Below are 15,991 nucleotides of genomic sequence, written 5' to 3' on the forward strand. Positions count from 1 at the left end.
GGAACCTGGAAAGATCTCACCGACAACGTCAACTTCATGGCGAACAATCTGACCACCCAGGTACGTAACATCGCCGAAGTCACCACAGCCGTCGCAAATGGCGATCTCACGAAGAAAATTACGGTCGACGTCCGCGGCGAAATTCTCGAGCTCAAGAACACCATCAACACCATGGTGGATCAGCTCACGTCGTTTGCATCGGAAGTCACCCGCGTGGCGCGCGAAGTCGGTACCGAAGGAAAGCTCGGCGGTCAGGCGATCGTGAAAGGCGTCGGCGGAACCTGGAAAGATCTCACCGACAACGTCAACTTCATGGCGAACAACCTCACCATGCAGGTCCGCAATATTGCCGAAGTCACCACGGCCGTGGCCAACGGCGACCTCTCCAAGAAGATCACCGTTGACGTCCGCGGCGAAGTGCTCGAACTGAAGAACACCATCAATACAATGGTGGACCAGCTCTCCTCCTTCGCTTCGGAAGTCACCCGCGTCGCCCGCGAAGTCGGTACCCAAGGAAAGCTCGGCGGCCAGGCCGATGTGCGCGGGGTGGCCGGCACGTGGAAGGATCTGACCGACAACGTCAATTCGATGGCGTCGAACCTCACCAACCAGGTCCGTAACATCGCCGAAGTGACCACCGCTGTGGCCCGCGGCGATCTCTCGAAGAAGATCACGGTCGACGTCCGCGGCGAAATCCTCGAACTGAAGAACACCATCAACACCATGGTCGATCAGCTGTCCTCCTTCGCCTCCGAAGTGACGCGCGTCGCGCGTGAAGTCGGTACCGAAGGAAAGCTCGGCGGCCAGGCATTGGTAAAAGGTGTTGGCGGTACATGGAAGGACCTGACCGACAACGTCAACTTCATGGCGTCGAACCTCACCACCCAGGTGCGTAACATCGCTGAAGTGACGACGGCTGTGGCCCGCGGCGATCTGACCAAAAAGATCACGGTCGACGTCCGCGGCGAAGTGCTCGAGCTGAAGAACACCATCAACACCATGGTCGACCAGCTGTCCTCCTTTGCATCGGAGGTCACCCGCGTCGCCCGCGAAGTCGGCACCGAAGGGAAGCTCGGCGGCCAGGCCCAGGTCAAGGGCGTAGCTGGAACCTGGAAAGATCTCACCGACAACGTCAACTTCATGGCGAACAACCTCACCAACCAGGTCCGTAACATCGCCGAAGTCACGACGGCGGTAGCCAACGGAGACCTGTCGAAGAAGATCACGGTGGATGTGAAGGGAGAAATCCTCGAGCTCAAGAACACCATCAACACCATGGTGGATCAGCTGAATTCCTTCGCTTCCGAAGTCACCCGCGTCGCCCGCGAAGTCGGTACCGAAGGAAAGCTCGGCGGCCAGGCCCAGGTGCGAGGCGTCGGCGGCACCTGGAAAGATCTCACCGACAACGTCAACTTCATGGCTTCGAACCTCACCAACCAGGTCCGTAACATCGCCGAAGTGACAACGGCTGTGGCCCGCGGTGATCTCTCCAAAAAGATTACGGTCGACGTCCGCGGCGAAATTCTCGAACTCAAGAACACCATCAACACGATGGTGGATCAGCTGTCCTCCTTCGCTTCGGAAGTCACGCGCGTCGCCCGCGAAGTCGGTACCGAAGGAAAGCTCGGCGGCCAGGCGGATGTACGCGGCGTGGCCGGCACATGGAAGGACTTAACCGACAACGTCAACTCGATGGCGTCGAACCTCACGGCTCAGGTCCGTAACATCGCGGCGGTGACGACCGCCGTGGCAACAGGCGACCTCTCGAAGAAAATCACGGTGGACGTCCGCGGCGAGATCCTCGAACTCAAGAACACCATCAACACGATGGTGGATCAACTGTCCTCCTTCGCGTCGGAGGTGACCCGCGTCGCCCGCGAAGTCGGCACCGAAGGAAAGCTCGGCGGCCAGGCGGAAGTCAAAGGTGTGGCCGGCACATGGAAGGACCTGACCGACAACGTCAATCTGATGGCATCGAACCTGACGAACCAGGTGCGCGGCATTGCAAAGGTCGTGACCGCCGTCGCGAACGGCAACCTGAAGCGCAAACTCGTCCTCGAAGCGAAAGGCGAAATCGAAGAACTGGCCGAAACCATCAACAACATGATCGATACGCTGGCCACCTTCGCCGATCAGGTCACCACAGTGGCGCGCGAAGTCGGTATCGAGGGAAAACTCGGCGGCCAGGCTTCGGTGCCCGGCGCTGCAGGAACCTGGCGCGATCTGACCGATAACGTGAACCGCATGGCTGCGGCCCTCACCACGCAGGTCCGCGCGATCGCCGAAGTGGCGACTGCCGTAACGAAGGGCGACCTGTCCCGGTCAATCGCTGTCGATGCGGCCGGCGAAGTTGCGGCTCTCAAGGACAACATCAATGAAATGATCCGCAACCTGCGCGAAACCACGGAAAAGAACACCGCGCAGGACTGGTTGAAAACCAACCTTGCCAAGTTCACCCGGCTCCTGCAGGGACAACGCGACCTGCTCGCCGTATCCAAACTGATTCTCTCCGAACTCGCTCCACTGGTTTCGATGCAGCACGGCGTGTTCTACCTCAATGAAGGACCGGAGCAGGGCGAAGCGGACATGAAGCTTCTGGCCAGCTATGCCTATCGCGAGCGGAAGACCATCGCGAACCGGTTCAAAGCGGGTGAAGGCCTGGTCGGACAGTGCGCGTTCGAGAAAGAACGCATTTTGCTGACCGACGTTCCGTCGAATTACATCCATATCAATTCCGGATTGGGTGAAGCTCCGCCGCTGAACATTGTCGTCCTGCCGGTGTTGTTCGAAGGACAGATCAAGGCTGTTATCGAGCTCGCCTCGTTCCACCGGTTCAGCGACATCCATCTGACCTTTTTCGATCAGCTCACCGAATCGATCGGTATCGTGTTGAACACGATCACCGCGACGATGAGAACGGAAGAACTGCTCAAGCAGTCGCAGACGCTCGCCACCGAATTGCAGACCCGGCAGGCGGAATTGACGGAAACCAACCGCCGCCTGCAGGAGCAAGCCAAGACGCTGCAGGAATCGGAAGAACGGCTGCGGCAACAGCAGGACGAGCTCCAGCAGACCAACGAAGAGCTGGAGGAGAAAGCAAACCTGCTCGCCAAACAGAACCTGGAGGTCGAACGCAAGAACCAGGAAATCGAACGCGCCAGCCGCGCTCTGCAGGAAAAAGCGGAACAGCTGGCGCTGACATCCAAGTACAAGTCCGAGTTCCTGGCGAACATGTCGCATGAGCTTCGCACGCCGCTGAACAGCATGCTCATCCTGGCCAAACTGCTGGCGGAAGGCGAAGACAATCTCACCGACAAGCAGCGCGAGTTTGCGAGAACGATTTTCTCATCCGGCTCGGACCTGCTGGAACTGATCAACGAAATTCTCGACCTTTCCAAGATCGAGTCCGGAATGATGGAGGTCGAAGTCGGGCGCGTCGTCTTCAACGACATGGCGGACTACGTCGAGCGGACGTTCCGCCAGGTCGCCCATGACCGAGGCCTCGAATTCAAGGTCAACGTGGATACGGCGATCGGTCAAGGCGTCTACACGGATCAGCGGAGGCTGCAGCAGGTGTTGAAGAACCTGCTGTCGAATGCCTTCAAGTTCACCGAGCGCGGACGGGTCTCGATCAACATGACTCCGGCACAGTCGGGCTGGAATCCTGAAAACAAAGTTCTCTCCAGTGCCGAAGCGGTGGTCGCCTTCTCCGTCAAAGACACCGGAATCGGTATCGCGCTGGACAAGCGCAATATCATCTTCGAGCCGTTCCAGCAGGCCGACGGCACCATTACCCGCCGTTACGGCGGAACCGGCCTCGGTCTCTCGATCAGCCGTGAGATTGCAACGCTGCTCGGCGGCGAGATCCAGCTCGACAGCGTGGTCGGTGAGGGCAGTACCTTCACGCTCTTCCTGCCCGTTTCCTACACGCCCGATACCAAGAACCGCCGGCCGCATACGAGTTCTCATATCGAAGCCATGGTTTCGGTTCAGAAAGAGGTTATTCCCGAACCATTCGTCATGGAGAACGTCGTTGACGATGACCGCGGCAATATCGAGACGGGAGACAAGACGCTTCTGATCATTGAAGACGACCTCAACTTTGCGAAGATCATGATGGAAATGGCTCGCGAGCGGGGCTTCAAAGTCCTGGCAGCGATGCGCGGCGATGCCGGCCTCGCTCTGGCGCGGCAGTACACGCCGAGCGCCATCACTCTCGACATCGAACTGCCGGGCATGGACGGCTGGAGCGTGCTCGACCGCCTGAAGCACACGAAGTCGACGCGCCACATTCCGGTTCACATCATTTCAGTCGCCGATGAAAAACAACGCGGCCTGAAAATGGGAGCGATGGCCTTTGAAAACAAACCGGCAACGCCCGAACAGCTGCGAGACGCATTGAGCAACATCGAGAACTTCGTGCAGCGGGGAGTCAAGAGTCTGCTCGTGGTCGAAGACGACAAGGTCGCGCAGCAGAGCATCATCGAGTTGATCGGCGACGGCGATGTGGAAACGATCGCCGTCGGCACGGCCGAAGAGGCCATGTCGCAGCTTCGCAACAAGCGCTATGACTGCGTCGTGCTCGATCTCGGCCTGCCGGATATGAACGGCTTCGATCTGATGGAACGAATCAAGAGCGAAATCGGAAACGTGCCGATTATCATATATACAGGCAAAGATCTCAGCGCGAAGGAAGAGACGGAATTGAGGCGTTTGGCGGAAACCATCATCGTCAAAGACGTCCGTTCGCTCGAGCGACTGCTGGACGAGACTGCCTTATTCCTGCATCGCGTCGAAGAAAACCTGCCGGAACCCAAGCGCCAGATGCTCGAGCAGTTGCGCAAGAAGGACCCGGTGCTCGCCGGGAAGAAAGTACTGATCATCGACGACGACATGCGCAACATCTTTGCCCTCACCAGCCTGCTTGAACGATATGACATGCAGGTGCTCTACGCGGAGAACGGCAAAGATGGCATCGAAATGCTGAAGAGCATTGCCGGCATCGACGTCGCGCTCGTCGACATCATGATGCCCGAAATGGACGGCTATGAGGCGATGCGGCAAATCCGCGACATGCACGAATTCCGGCAGACTCCGCTGATAGCACTGACGGCCAAAGCCATGAAAGGCGATCGCGAGAAATGCATCGAAGCCGGCGCTTCGGATTACATCACCAAACCGGCGGACAGCGAACAGTTACTGTCTTTATTGAGAGTGTGGTTATTTAAGTAACGCGGAGAACTATGTCGGCCTTACCGCAACAGTCTCAGTCCGTCGAAGAGATCGAACTCGCTCTACTGCTGGAAGGTATCTACCGGCATTACGGGTTCGATTTCCGGAACTATGCCTTGTCTTCTCTGAGGCGGCGGGTCTGGAACTTCCTGCGCAGCGAGGATGTCGCAAGCATCTCGCTTCTGCAGGACCGGATACTGCACGACCGGGCGTGGCTCGAACGGTTCCTCTACTCGCTTTCCGTCAACGTCAGCGCGATGTTCCGGGACCCGCACTTTTACCGTGTATTCCGGCAGGAAGTCGTTCCTCTTCTGAAAACATATCCCTTCATCCGCATCTGGCTTGCCGGCGTGTCGATGGGCGAGGAGGTTTATTCACTGGCGATTCTGCTTCAAGAGGAAGGGATCTACGAGCGCTGCCGGATCTACGCAACGGATATCAATGACGCCGTGCTGAAGAAAGCAAAGGACGGCATCTATCCGGTCGAACTGATGCAGACGTATACGAACAACTACATCAAGGCGGGGGGAACGCAGTCTTTTTCCGATTACTACACCGCCGCATACGACCGCGTGATCCTGAAATCGTCGCTTCGCGAGAATGTGGTTTTCGCTCAGCACAACCTCGCCTCGGATGCGTCATTTAATGAGTTTCACGTGATCCTCTGCCGAAACGTGATGATTTACTTCAACAGCGAACTGCAGGCGCATGTGCATCATCTTTTGCACGACAGCCTCGTGACGTTCGGCGTCCTCGGCCTCGGGGCAAAAGAGACGATGAAGTTCAGCCCGCACGAATATTCATACGAGGAGATCGACAGTGCGGCGAAGCTCTACCGGAGGATCGCCTGATGGCATGGCAGTTCATCGCTATCGGAACGTCGCTGGGCGGATTCCAGGCGCTGAGAACGGTCCTGGGGTTTCTGTCCAGGGACTTCCCTCTTCCGGTAGGCGTGGTTCAACATCGGAGCCATGAAGACTCCGAGGCGTTCGCTTCACTCCTCGCGAGCCACAGCGAGCTGCCGATCATTGAAGTGGACGATAAGGAAACAATCCGGACCGGGCACGTCTATGTCTGCCCATCGAATTATCACCTTCTTATCGACGACGGGCATTTTGCCCTTTCAACGGACAGGCCGGTCCTGCACGCCCGGCCGTCGATCGATGTGTTTTTCGAGTCCGCGGCCGATGTGTATCGCGAAAACCTGATCGGAGTGCTGCTTACCGGAATGAGCAAGGATGGTACCGCCGGACTTGCTAGAATAAAGAAAAACGGCGGTTTCGCGATTGTCCAGGACCCGCTTGCCGCGGAAGGCGATGTCATGCCGCAGGCGGCAATTGCCGCTGTCGCCGTGGATAAGGTTTTGCCGCTCCAGGACATCGGGCCGTTTCTTACCGGGCTCTGCGCGAGGGAAAAAGGAATTGAAGTATGAATGACGACCGGGTCAACATTTTGCTTGTCGATGACCACGTCGAGAATCTTGTAGCGCTGGAGGCGCTGCTCACCGACCTGGGGCAGAACCTGGTGCGCGTAGAGTCGGGACTCGACGCTTTGCGGCTTCTTCTGCACAATGAATTCGCGCTGATCATTCTCGATGTCGACATGCCGATCATGAATGGCTTTGAAACGGCCGCCCTGGTCCGCGAGCGCGAAAAGTCGCGCCATACGCCGATTATCTTTCTCACAGCGATCAACAAAGCCGAACAGCACGTCTTCAAGGGTTACTCTCTGGGCGCCGTCGACTATCTGACCAAGCCGTTTGTCCCGGAAGTGCTCCGCGCCAAGGTTACGGCATTCGTCGAGCTCCACAAAAAGAGCGAGGAAGTCAAACGCCAGGCCAAACTTCTCCAGCAGATGGTTGCGGAACTCGCCGGCAGCAATGACGAGATCCGCAAGTTGAATGTTGAACTGCAGGGAGAGCGCGATTTTATCTCCACCGTGCTGGACACGGCGGACAGCATCGTCCTCGTGCTGGACGATAAACAGAAAATTATTCGCGCCAGCCGCGCCTTTGAGCGGATTCTCGGCTACTCCAGCGACGAAGCCGCCGGGCGTCCCCTGACATCGTTCTTTGTTTCTGCCGGACCGTGGCAGGAGATGAACGAGGCCGAAAACTACTGGATTGCCAAAGACGGCGTATCGCGGCTGATCGCCTGGTCGAAGACGCACCTGACAGCCAATCACCTCATTCTCACAGGCAACGACATCACTGAACGCAAGCGCGCGGAACAGCAACGCGAGCAATTCATCCGCGCGGAAGTTGCCCGCGGCGCGGCGGAAGCGTCCGAGCGCCGCTCCACATTTCTTGCGGAAGCAAGCACGATGCTGTCCGCCACGCTCGACTACGAGCGGACGCTCATCAACATTTCACACCTCGCCATTCCGACCTTCGCGGACTGGTGTTTCGTATACCTGGCGCTCGAAGGCCAGGAGATCAGTTCCGCGCTCATCGCTCACGTCGATCCCGAAAAAGAATTCCTCGCTCAGCAGGTCGAAATCCGGCCCGAGGACCTGTCGAGCGATAAGCTGCCCGTCGTACGTGTTTTTCAGACCGGCACACCGGAACTGTTTGACGACATCAGCGAGGACGAACTCCGCAATACGGTTAAGGATGAAGAGAAGTTTGAAGCGCTCCTCCAGCTCGGCCTCCGGTCCGCGGTCGTGGTGCCGATTCCGGGCCGTCATTCTGTGCTTGGTGTGATCGGATTCGCGTCGCCGAAACCGGGGCGCTACACGTCGACGGAACTGAATTTTGCCCAGGATCTTGCGCGCCGGATCAGTCTGGCACTGGAAAATGCGCGGCTGTATCGCGAGGCTCAGGAAGCCAACCGCGCAAAGGATGAGTTTCTCGCGACGCTGTCTCACGAATTGCGGACACCGCTGAACGCCATCCTCGGATGGACGCAGATCCTGCGGGCCAAGCGGCTGGATGAAGTCACGACAGCCCGCGCCTTCGAAGCGATCGAGCGCAACGCGAAAGCCCAGGCCGAACTCATCGAAGACATGCTGGACGTCTCGCGTATTATCACCGGACGGCTCCGTCTGGAACTGCAGGCGGTCCGCCTGTCTGAAGCCGTTGAAGCCGCCCTGGATTCCGTCAGGCCGACGGCGGAAGCGAAGGGAGTCCAGGTCGAAGCCGAATTGACGGAAGATGCCGGAACGATTTCGGGCGACAACCACCGCCTCCAGCAGATCGTCTGGAATCTGTTATCGAACGCGATAAAGTTCACACCGGCTTCAGGAGTTGTCCGGGTGAAATTGGAGTACACCGCGACCGAAGCCAGACTGACGGTCGCCGACACAGGCAAAGGCATCAGTTCCGGTTTCCTGCCCTATGTTTTCGACCGCTTCCGCCAGGCCGAAACCATGGTCAGCCGGACCGCAAGCGGCCTTGGCCTTGGCCTCTCGATCGCGCGGCACCTGGTCGAATTACATGGCGGAGTGATCGAAGCCAGCAGTGAAGGGGAAGGCCGGGGCGCTACGTTCACGGTCACCTTTCCCTTGCGTGAAACTGTCTCAACCGCCGCCGTCCAGAATGCTTCATAGTTGACCGGCTGCAGGCGCGGTCTGTGACCGGGTTCATGAAATGCGAGCGGTCATAGACCGCACCTACAGCGGGTCACAGGTAAATGGTCTTGGTTTCGAAATAGTTCTGCAGACCCTCGACGCCGCCTTCCCGCCCAATGCCGGATTGCTTGAATCCGCCGAACGGCATTTTGTAGTCCACGATCATGCCATTGACCGTCACGCTGCCTGAACGGATTCGGCGCGCCACCTGATAGCCGCGTTCCGCGTCTGCAGTGTAGATCGCGCCGTGGAGTCCATATATCGTGTCGTTAGCCTTCGCGACGGCGTCATCGACGTCCTCGTAACTGATCAACGACACAACAGGACCGAAAATTTCTTCCTGCGCGATAGTCATATGCGTATCGACATCGGCAAAAACGGTCGGTTCGAAAAAGTATCCTTTGGTCAAGCCCGGAGGACGTCCGCCGCCGAGCACCAGGCGAGCGCCTTCAGCGCGGCCTTTTTCGACGTAACCCTGGACACGCGCCAGTTGCCGCTTCATGGTGAGCGGTCCCATATGAGTGGCGGCGTCGAAGGGATCGCCCAGGTTGAGTTTGCTGACTGCGGAAACGTAGGCGTCGCGGATCTCCGCCGCGCGGGATCGCGGGACCAGTACTCGTGTCAGAGAGAAACAGACTTGTCCCGTAATCGGCATCGAAAACGGCGCCAATGATTGCAGGACCTGACCCATCTCGGCATCTTCAAGCACGATGGCGGCGGACTTTCCCCCGAGTTCCAGACTGCAGCGGACCATGCGTTCCGCGCACGCCTTCATGATCTGACGGCCCGCCGCCGTACTGCCGGTAAAACTGACCTTATCCACTCCCGGATGCCGAACGAGATAGTCGCCAGTTTCGCGCCCTGCCGGCACGACATTAAATACACCGGGCGGCAAACCGGCTTCTTCGATGCATTCCGCAAGCAGATAGGCATCCATCGGCGTTTCCGGAGCCGGTTTGGAAACGACGGTGCAACCGGCAGCCAGTGCGGGAGCGACCTTGTAACACAACAAAACCATGGGCGCGTTCCAGGGCGTTATCGCAGCCACCACTCCGGCAGGCTCGCTGACGATACGAGCGGTGCGGCCGTCGTCGCGCTTGCGTTCATCGATTACCGGCCAGGTCTGGATCATCTTTCCATAAAACTCAAACAGCCCCGGCGCCTGAGCCGACGCGTATTTAGTCAGCGAAATAGGCGCACCCACCTGCGCCGTCCACGCTGCCGCCAGCTCCGGCAACCGCCTGCCGAGGGCCTCCGCAACCTTAAGCAGCGCCTCGCCGCGCTCCCGCGGAGACAGGCGGGGCCACGGCCCTTTGTCGAATGCAGCACGCGCGCTCGTTATAGCGCGATCGATATCTGCCGGCGTTCCGTCAGGGAATGTCATGATCGTCTCCTCGGTAACGGGAGAAATGACTTCAAGTACCTGATTTCCGCTGGGCTGTGCCCATGCGCCGTTCACGAACACGCAGTTCGGTGCGTGGATCGAAATTGTGGAGTTGTTCACGGTGACTTCCTCATCGGTTTTGTTTGAATCTACACCGATCAGAACAACCACTTCAACGCGAATTGAATCTGGCGTGAACTTGTCGAAGTACCGGTGATCAACCCCGCCGCCGGCGATGGCGTCGGGTTCGTCGAACCCGGCAGCAACACGTGCGTAATCAGACTGGGCGTGTTGAAATTCGCGCGATTCAACATATTGAATACCTCGACCCGGAACTGGATGTTCTGGGTCTCGTGGAACCGCGTGTTTTTCGAAAGCGACATATCCCAGGTGGAAAGCCCCGGGCCGATAAAGGTATTTCTTCCAAGGTTGCCGTAGAAACCGCTGTTATTCGGCGGCGCGATGAACGCATTCGGATCGAACCACTGATTGGGATTCCCCAGAACGACAGGGCCCGAGAATGCAGGATTGACAAACGGCCGGACGGGATTACGCGTGTCGCCGTTATTCGACGGGTTAAATCCCAACTGGGGTGTGAACGGAAAACCGGACTGCGCCGTGACGATACTGTTCAGCATCCAGCCGCCCGCCGGCTTTCCGGTGGCGAAAGGAATCTCATAGGCCGCGGTAATGACTGCGAGATTCCGGACATCATAGGTGGCCAGTCCCCAATCCGACTTGATATGGTACGGATTCGATATAAGCCCTGGAGCATTTGCCGCCGCCGTCGCGTTCAACGAATCCCCGTCGTCGAGAGTCTTCGACCAGGTGTAGACTCCCCGGATTCCGAGCCCCCGGGTGAATCGATGATTCACGTCCAATTGAAGGGCGTTATACGAACTTGCGCCCTCAGAGAACCAGGTCCAGGTGTTCGCGATTGCAGGGTTCGGCTTTGTCGCCGTGGGCGTGAAGTACGTCCCGGCAGGCACCGGCTGGCCGGCAAGCGCGCCCCACACCGGCAGGTTCGGGAACGTGGCCGGGCATGGGGACGCCGGACAGATTACCGGAGCCGGAGCGTTCGCATCCACGCCGACGAGTTCATGATAACCGTGACTGCCGACATAACCGATCGTCACCGACGTGCTGTCCGAAAGCTGCCGCGACATTTTCAGCGACCAGGACTCCACTGTCGGCATGTACAGGTCCGGCTGTACGCCGCCGGGCACCAGAAGCGCATTCGACGGCGGCGGAGCGTTCGGCTTGAACGGAAGATTCAGGTTCGCAATGCTGCCGGCTGCAATGGTGTAAGTCGGGTTGAACGGCGCATTCTGGTCCAGACGATAACCCAGCGCATCCTGTAAATCGTTGTACACACCGAATCCCGCTCGAATGGCGGTCTTGGGTCCGAGCGGACTCCAGGCGAGAGCAACGCGCGGTTGAGGAAGAAACGCCGCGCGGTTGGTCGTGAACAATGAGCTTCCGACTGTCGGCTCAGATGAGATCACGCCATTGGTAAACGCATAGTTTGAAGCTCTGCCGTGGGCTTCATTCCATCCGTTGCTGAATTCATCGCGGAAGCCTAAAGACAGCGTCAGGTTCGGACGCAGGCGGATGACATCTTCCGCAAAGAAGGCGCCAAACAGCGACCGCCAGCCGAGCGGCGCCGGCGACGGATCGAACAGAAAGCTACCGGTGCCGGTCAGGAATGCGGGGAGGCCGGTGAAAGTCATCTGTCCGTACTGGCTCAGAGCAATCTCTTCATTGGACTGAAAACGCTGGAACCACGCGCCCGCCGTCCACTGGTGGCGGCTGTTGGTTCCGGAGAGCTGATCGGTATACGTAAAGAGATTCCGCGCGATGTGCAGATTGCTTCCGTTATTGCTTCCCGCCAATCCCAGTTGCGCCTGCGGATTCGAAGCCTGGCTTCCGCCCACGACGACTGCGCCGACCGGGAGCCCGGCGAGAAATCCAGGGATGGCCGCTGCCGGAGTTCCCGGCGTCGGCTCGCCGGCGAAAAAATACCGGGCGCGCGAAAAGCCGAGGCGCCCGGTATTGATGAGGCTCGGCGAGAAAACGTACGTTTCCTGGAGGCTCAAGACCTGTTCGCGAAGGTGAAGCAAGTCGGTAAAGAAAGCGTCGAACGGAGTTGCGGTCACGCTGCCGCTGTTGTCAACCGTGTAAATCGCTGAAGCCGAATCCTTCGGCGAAAAGATGTGGTCGAGCCGGGCTGTTCCAAAGTCTTCATGAATGGTCTGCTGCGGGCTGAGGAATGCTTCCGCTACGCCATCCTGGCCGGAGACTTTCAGATCCGGGGCATTCGCGGGCGCGGCCGGCCAGAGGTTCAGCAATCCAAGCTGTTGAACGATGGGCGCGGCATCGAGCCTGGCCTGCGCATCGGGCACCAGTTCAACCGACGTCTGGTGCAGGTTCTGGCGATACCCTTCATAGTTGGCGAACAGAAAGGTCCGGTCCTTGCGCAGCGGTCCGCCGCCGGAGGCGCCGAATTGATTGCGTTGAAAAAGCGGCGCCGAACCGAGGTCGAAAAAGTTGGGCGCGTCGAGCGCGTTGTTACGCAGGAATTCAAAAGCGGAACCATGCCACTGGTTGGACCCCGATTGCGTCACGATCGTCACCTGGCCGCCGGGATGCTTGCCATATTCGGCGGAGTAGGTGTCGCGGACAATGCTGACCTCGCGAACGGCATCGACACCCAGCAACTGCTGGCTGGCGCCTCCCGGCTGCATGTTGTTTTCCGCCGCGCCGGAATACTCCACACCATTCAACAGAAAGAGATTCTGCTGGGGCCGGTTCCCGTTGACAGAAAACATATTGCCGGTCGTCGAATTCGAAACGCCTATTCCGCCGGTCTTTTCCCACGTGAAGTTGACGACGCCGGGGTTCAGCATCATCAGTTCGTCGTAGCTTCGCCCGTTCAACGGCAGGTCTTTGACCTGTTGTTCGGCGACCAGACCGGAAGCGTCCGACGTCGTGGTTGATACGAGCGGAGCCTCTGCCGTAACACGAATCTGCTGCTCAACGTTACCCACCTGCAGAGCGAAATCCACTACGGCCTGCTGTCCGACCGCCAGGTGAACTCCCTGGCGAATCGCCTGGTTGAAGCCGCTCTTTGCGGCCTGGATCTGATATTCGCCGACGGGAAGCACAAGAAAGCGGTAAACGCCGTCGGCATCGGTCATCGCCGTCCGCTCGGCCCCGGTTTCGATGTTCCGCGCCGTCACCTTGGCTCCGGGCACTGCGCCGCCGCTGGCATCGCTCACGGCGCCCGAGATGAACGCGGATACCTGAGCGGAGGCTGCAGAACTGCTCGCAAGCAGTCCGGCCAGACACAAAGACATCACAACTGTCCGTATCGAATTGAATTGCATACAGATCCCCTTTTTAAAATCCAGCCAGCATGAAAGCCACAATCGGTCAGTTTAGGCGTGGCAAGCGCAATGTTGTCCATGCAGACCGACGTGTATACACAACACAATTACTCATGCACTACCTATATTGTATGTCTATTTTACCGTCTTACGTCGTGTATACATAACCATTCGTTCTGGGCATTTAACGGCTGGCGTAGGACATAGCATTCACACTTCGTTTGAGGCCGGGAACCTGCGGGCCTTTCTTTTTATCCACGCCTCAGATACTTACGCAAGGAGCCCGGAGCGTCTAAAATGTATGCTGTTCCGCTCCCGAAGTAATAAGCTACGGCTCGAGGAGAATTCCCATGCCATACATCAATGGACGGCCCGTCGTCCTCGACGAAAAGGACGCAACAACAGCGATCAATCCCGCCAACGGAAAGCCCGTGGCAAAGTTTTTCATGTCGACGCCGCAGGCGATGACCGCCGCCATCGACGCGGCCGATGCGGCAAAGGAAAGCTGGGGCAATACCTCAGCGTCAGAACGCGAGATTATCCTGATCCGTACGGCGGAAATTCTCGAAGCCCGGCGCGGGGAGCTTGTCGACATTCTTATCGATGAAGGCGGCTCGACCTTCGGGAAATCCCAATTCGAAGTATCGTTCACAGTCAACATGCTGCGGGCATCGGCCGGCGAGGCCAGGCGTCTCTTCGGCCATGTCATTCCTTCCGACGTGCCCGGACTCATGTCCTTTGCGATCCGGCGGCCTCTGGGAGTCGTCGGCGGCATCTCGCCATTCAATTTCCCTCTTATCCTCAGCACCAAGAAGATCTGTATGGCTCTCGCCGCGGGAAACACCTTCGTTCTGAAGCCTTCGGAAGAAACCTCGCTGCTCGGCCTCAAGATCGCGGAAATATTCGAGAATGCCGGTCTACCGGCAGGTGTCCTCAATGTGGTTCCGGGAGACGGCCCCACGCTCGGCGAAGTGCTGGTAAAAGATCCCAGAGTAAAGCTCATTTCATTCACGGGATCTACGGCCGTCGGCCGCCAGCTTGCAGTTCAGTGCGCGGCTCACGGGAAAAAGATTTCGCTCGAGATGGGTGGCAAAAGCCCGTTGATCGTACTGAAAGATGCGGATATCTCCTATGCCGTGGATACGGCATGCTTCGGACTCTTCATTCACCAGGGACAGATCTGCATGGCGGGTTCACGCATCATCGTTGAAGCGCCGATCTACCAGCAGTTCCTGGATAAATTCGTGGCCAAGGTGAAGACACTCAAGGTCGGCAATCCGCGCGATCCGCACACCGTCATCGGCCCGCTCATCCGCTCCTCACAATGCGGGTTCATCCAGAAGCGCATCCAATCTTCGACTGTGGCAGGCGCACGCGTGCTGACCGGCGGCACCTATGAAGGCAATTTCTTTCAACCCACGGTCATTGCCGACGTCGTCCCTGGCATGGAAGTATTCACAGACGAGCTATTCGGTCCCGTCGCAAGCGTCATCAAAGCGGACAATCCCGACCACGCTCTGAAGCTGGCGAACGAGACGCGCTACGGCCTGTCCTCCGCGGTCCTGACCAACGATCTTCAACTGGCGATGAAATTCGCAATGGGACTCGACACCGGAATGGTGCACATCAACAGCTCCACTATTCATGATGAGCCGCACGTCCCGTTCGGTGGGGTCAAAGACTCCGGAGTGAGCCGCGAGGGAGGACAGTGGTCCATGGAAGAAATGACGGAGCTGAAATGGATCACGATTCAGCAGGGTCAGCGGCATTACCCGTTCTAAGAACATTGGAGCATTGCATCATTGCCAAATCCGTAGACAGCCCCCTCGGGCTGAAATAGACTTTCATCACATCAACTGCCATTGTCGTTCAAGAATATTGGTCCCTGCGTTCGTTCGGATAAGGAGGCTCTTTGAATGTCTATTGCAACCAGTGAAATCGGTTCCAGCGTCAAAATCGGTCCAACCAGACTGCTGATCAATGGGAATTGGGTCGACAGTGCATCCGGCCGCACATTTCCGACCATCAACCCGGCGACGGGCGACATCATCACGCAGGTCGCCGAATCGGATGCTCCCGACGTCGACAAGGCTGTCAAGGCGGCGCGGAGTGCGTTCGATACCGGCGCGTGGCGGAAAATGAGCGGCTCGGAGCGCGGCAGGCTCCTGAACAAACTCGCCGATCTCATCGAGCGTCACGCCGATGAACTCGCCCAGCTCGAGTCCCTCGACAACGGCAAACCGTTTCACGTCGCGAAAGTCGCGGACCTGCCGCTGACCATCGCCTGTTACCGCTACTATGCCGGCTGGGCCGACAAGATTCACGGCAAGACGATTCCGATCAATGGCCCCTATTTTTCCTACACGAAACATGAGCCCGTCGGTGTTGTCGGCCAGATCATTCCGTGGAATTTCCCGCTGCT

8 protein-coding genes are annotated in these 15,991 nt (G+C 58.2%); 6 read left to right on the forward strand and 2 right to left on the reverse strand.

The features are described 5' to 3' along the window. The 4 genes from VGK48_15240 to VGK48_15255 all read left to right on the forward strand — a co-directional run. Positions 1 to 5,232, forward strand: a 5,232-nt coding sequence (locus tag VGK48_15240; protein HEY2382529.1) for a HAMP domain-containing protein, incomplete at its 5' end; no start/stop codon positions are given. An 11-nt stretch (positions 5,233 to 5,243) separates the two neighbouring features. Beyond that, positions 5,244 to 6,083, forward strand: coding sequence for a protein-glutamate O-methyltransferase CheR (locus VGK48_15245; GenBank protein ID HEY2382530.1), 840 nt, complete (start codon positions 5,244 to 5,246; stop codon positions 6,081 to 6,083). Further along, positions 6,083 to 6,664 (forward strand): chemotaxis protein CheB, encoded by a 582-nt coding sequence (locus VGK48_15250; GenBank protein ID HEY2382531.1) that lies wholly within the window; start codon positions 6,083 to 6,085, stop codon positions 6,662 to 6,664. Before VGK48_15245 ends, VGK48_15250 begins: the two co-directional genes overlap by 1 nt. Beyond that, on the forward strand, positions 6,661 to 8,778 hold the full coding sequence (locus tag VGK48_15255; protein ID HEY2382532.1) for an ATP-binding protein: 2,118 nt from the start codon (positions 6,661 to 6,663) through the stop codon (positions 8,776 to 8,778). Before VGK48_15250 ends, VGK48_15255 begins: the two co-directional genes overlap by 4 nt. Before the next feature lie 73 nt (positions 8,779 to 8,851). Here the strand turns inward: VGK48_15255 and VGK48_15260 are convergent, their stop codons facing one another. Next, a complete protein-coding gene (locus VGK48_15260; protein HEY2382533.1) occupies positions 8,852 to 10,303 on the reverse strand; it encodes an aldehyde dehydrogenase in 1,452 nt (483 codons plus the stop codon). A 38-nt stretch (positions 10,304 to 10,341) separates the two neighbouring features. Continuing rightward, positions 10,342 to 13,569 (reverse strand): TonB-dependent receptor, encoded by a 3,228-nt coding sequence (locus VGK48_15265; GenBank protein ID HEY2382534.1) that lies wholly within the window; start codon positions 13,567 to 13,569, stop codon positions 10,342 to 10,344. 350 nt (positions 13,570 to 13,919) lie between these two features. On the opposite strand from VGK48_15265, the gene VGK48_15270 reads away from it, so the two are divergent. Then, positions 13,920 to 15,350, forward strand: coding sequence for an aldehyde dehydrogenase family protein (locus tag VGK48_15270; GenBank protein HEY2382535.1), 1,431 nt, complete (start codon positions 13,920 to 13,922; stop codon positions 15,348 to 15,350). Between the two features lie 135 nt (positions 15,351 to 15,485). Continuing rightward, a partial coding sequence (locus VGK48_15275; protein HEY2382536.1) for an aldehyde dehydrogenase family protein occupies positions 15,486 to 15,991 on the forward strand: 506 nt, incomplete at its 3' end.

Source organism: Terriglobia bacterium, from assembly GCA_036496425.1.
In the GTDB taxonomy this organism is placed as follows: Bacteria; Acidobacteriota; Terriglobia; order 20CM-2-55-15; family 20CM-2-55-15; genus 20CM-2-55-15.

Coding starts and splice junctions, on each gene's coding strand:
- VGK48_15245 (HEY2382530.1), top strand. CDS start 5,244: ATGTCGGCCTTACCGCAACAGTCTCAGTCCGTCGAAGAGATCGAACTC.
- VGK48_15250 (HEY2382531.1), top strand. CDS start 6,083: ATGGCATGGCAGTTCATCGCTATCGGAACGTCGCTGGGCGGATTCCAG.
- VGK48_15255 (HEY2382532.1), top strand. CDS start 6,661: ATGAATGACGACCGGGTCAACATTTTGCTTGTCGATGACCACGTCGAG.
- VGK48_15265 (HEY2382534.1), bottom strand. CDS start 13,569: ATGCAATTCAATTCGATACGGACAGTTGTGATGTCTTTGTGTCTGGCC.
- VGK48_15270 (HEY2382535.1), top strand. CDS start 13,920: ATGCCATACATCAATGGACGGCCCGTCGTCCTCGACGAAAAGGACGCA.